The sequence below is a fragment of the Candidatus Latescibacter sp. genome, from assembly GCA_030692375.1.
In the GTDB taxonomy this organism is placed as follows: domain Bacteria; phylum Latescibacterota; class Latescibacteria; order Latescibacterales; family Latescibacteraceae; genus JAUYCD01.
In genome coordinates this window covers 1-2,610 of sequence record JAUYCD010000142.1, presented here as the reverse complement: position 1 = coordinate 2,610, position 2,610 = coordinate 1, and the positions used below count along the sequence as shown (strand labels likewise).

Sequence of the window (2,610 nt, the reverse complement as noted above, 5' to 3'; positions counted from 1 at the left end):
AAATATTATTAAAATTCTGTATCGTCGTTGTAGCTGTGGTAATGTGGTAAACGCAATGCGTTTTCCAAGTGAGTGTCAACATTGTTGAAAACTGCCCTATCGTTTTCAATATGTTAATACTCACGGCATTTCCACAGCTTCGCTCTTCCCTTTTTTATTCTTCCTCCTTGCTTCTCCCTCTTTTCATATTATTTTTGACAGTACCTTTTATAGATACATATAGACCCTGAAACGAGTTCAGGGTGACCTCGTCATGCCGAACTTGTTGCCGCTTCGCGGGAACGATGAAACCGTTTCGGCATCTATACAATAAAGAAGCGCATTTAAATTAATCACTCCTCAAAATCCCCCGCTTTCCCCCGGTCGCGCTTTACCTCGCTTCGCCGCTTCTTTTCTTCCAGCCGCTTCTGGCGTGTTATGAACGGTACTTTCGTCTCCCTCCGCACTGTTCTCCGTTCAAGAGCATAGTGCAGGAGCTCTGCGAACCGGGTCATCGCCGCATCGCGATTTTCCCCCTGGGTACGGTAACGATGGGAGATGACCCGGAGGATGCCTTCCCTGTTGATGCGTCCTTTCAGCCTATCGAGGACAAGCTCCTTTTGTTCCTCCGAAAGGCTCGGGCTGTTCCGGGCATCGAATAAAAGGGTCGCCCGGGTATTGACCTTGTTCACGTTCTGGCCGCCGGGGCCGCTGCTCCGTGAGAAGGTGAAATTTATCTCGCTTTCGGGAATGAAAGTTCTTTCGTTTATTTCAATCATAGCGTTGTGTATGGTCGGCGTTATTTAGTTGTCGCCCATATCCCAATCTGTAACTGTTCTGGAGTAAAGATCTCAAGCCAGGATTTTTCCTTGCTGCCCGGGCCGAGGGCCATGATGCGGGATTCCTGGCTGCCGGTGAAGGGATACTTGCTTTTCGCAAGTAGTTTGCGGGACATGTTCACGAACACCCGCTTCTGTTCTGGTGTGCACACTCCGAAGACGGACCGAATGTCGTAGGGCATCGCGGGGTCAAAAACTTCCATAATCCGCTCCTGTTGCTTGTCTGTGAGGGGCACACCCGCGGGCTTAAGCAAATCCTGGAAGCCGGCAATGATAACGCGCGGGTCGGTTGCCGGTGCTGTTGCAACAGGCTTTTCGCCAGAAGTGATAGTCTTAGATGCGGCCCGGTTCTTTTCTTGGCAGCCGGCGAGCGCCAGGACAGCCGTAGTCATAATTGCCGTTGCCAGTATCGACAGCAGCGTTTTGGCCTTTCTCATTGTTCCTCCCATGGATGGTGACATTTCAAGAAAATAGCCATCTTAGATGTAACATTTACTACAAGCTTCTCAGCATGTATTCGAACATCGGGATGGCCTCGCCGCCTTTGGGACCGTCCGGGAACATCAGCAGCCACTCGCCGTATTCCGCTATGTAGACTTCGGTCTCATCCGGATTTATAAGCGTGTAGTACTGAGTGTTCTGCCTTGGGGGGATGATCCTCATTCCCTCACGGCTTGCCAGAAAGGACTGGAGAGCCTCCACGGTTCGGGTTCGGCTGGTATAGTGCACTTTGAGAAGAGTTACCGTGTTGCCCCCTTCCAGCAGGTATTTCCCGGAAACACCCTCAATGGCGCCATTGATGCTGAGTATTTTGGCCAGATCAGGAGGAAATCTCATCTGGAAGGCATGAGAGCCTTTGAAATAGAAGGCGGAACCTTTGATCAGCCGGTCATGGGGGAGGAATTCATACAGGTCGGGCGGTATAGTGGCTCCCGGGATACGTTTGACCAAAACCCAGGCCAGACCTAGAGCGCCTTCAGTGTCGGCGCCGCGTCCGGGAAGGATGCGCACATAGAAATCTCCTTTGACAAACTGGACGGAAGCCGCGCTTTTGCTGCCGGCATATCCCAGTTTAAGGGATTCTGCGCCGGATGGTTCCAAAAGCGTATAAACACCCAGAGCGGATTTGGCGCTGAGGAAAGAGATCGTTTCCACGGTATATGTTTCCTGACCGCGTGTGTACTCCGCCACAGCCGAAGAATCAGCGCCGAACTCCACAAGCATCGAGGCAATTTCCGGGAACAGCTTGTCAATAGTCAAAGCTCCGGATACCCCGCGCACGGTAACGGTATAATCGTTTGATCCTTTAAGAACACCCTGAATGGAATGTGTTCCCAACATGGCACATCCTGCAAGCAGGAATACGGTAAAAATTACCATGAGTATTTTTTTCATAGGAAAGCCTCCTCTATAGAAATGTGGGTGACTGTTCAGGCGCCGGGTTCTGATCTCCTGATTCTTTACTACCCTATTATACAATATTATACAATTTTGGAGGCATTGAACAAAATCTTTTTGCAACCAGGCGAAGATTATCTCTACTTCACTCTATTTTATTGATTTTAGTTGTTTTTCCAAATAAAACTTTCTACATTTAAAAAACAATCCGGTTATGTTGTTAAGTCAGCAACATACAGTAAATAAGAGAAATTGAGTGCTCCTGTGTCTTTAAAGATCCCCCCTGCCTTTGGCATCCCCCCTTATTAAGGGGGGAATTTAGGGAGAGGGTTCTGTCAAATCCAAATAAATGTTTACATATTACTATGAACAATTTTCTTTTCCCCCCTTAATA

The 2,610-nt window shown here is 48.8% G+C and carries 3 protein-coding genes; all 3 read right to left on the bottom strand.

Annotated elements, in window-relative coordinates:
* Positions 1 to 332 precede the first annotated feature (332 nt).
* From arfB to Q8O92_08725, 3 genes are read right to left on the bottom strand one after another with little or no spacing between them, the layout of a single operon-like run.
* Positions 333 to 758 carry an alternative ribosome rescue aminoacyl-tRNA hydrolase ArfB gene (arfB, locus tag Q8O92_08735; protein MDP2983401.1) on the bottom strand — a complete coding sequence of 142 codons (426 nt, stop codon included), beginning with the start codon at positions 756 to 758 and terminating at the stop codon, positions 333 to 335.
* A 20-nt stretch (positions 759 to 778) separates the two neighbouring features.
* Positions 779 to 1,255, bottom strand: coding sequence for a hypothetical protein (locus Q8O92_08730; protein MDP2983400.1), 477 nt, complete (start codon positions 1,253 to 1,255; stop codon positions 779 to 781).
* A gap of 58 nt (positions 1,256 to 1,313) precedes the next feature.
* A complete protein-coding gene (locus Q8O92_08725) occupies positions 1,314 to 2,213 on the bottom strand; it encodes a hypothetical protein (GenBank protein MDP2983399.1) in 900 nt (299 codons plus the stop codon).
* Between the last annotated feature and the right edge of the window lie 397 nt (positions 2,214 to 2,610).

Coding starts and splice junctions, on each gene's coding strand:
- arfB (MDP2983401.1), bottom strand. CDS start 758: ATGATTGAAATAAACGAAAGAACTTTCATTCCCGAAAGCGAGATAAAT.
- Q8O92_08730 (MDP2983400.1), bottom strand. CDS start 1,255: ATGAGAAAGGCCAAAACGCTGCTGTCGATACTGGCAACGGCAATTATG.
- Q8O92_08725 (MDP2983399.1), bottom strand. CDS start 2,213: ATGAAAAAAATACTCATGGTAATTTTTACCGTATTCCTGCTTGCAGGA.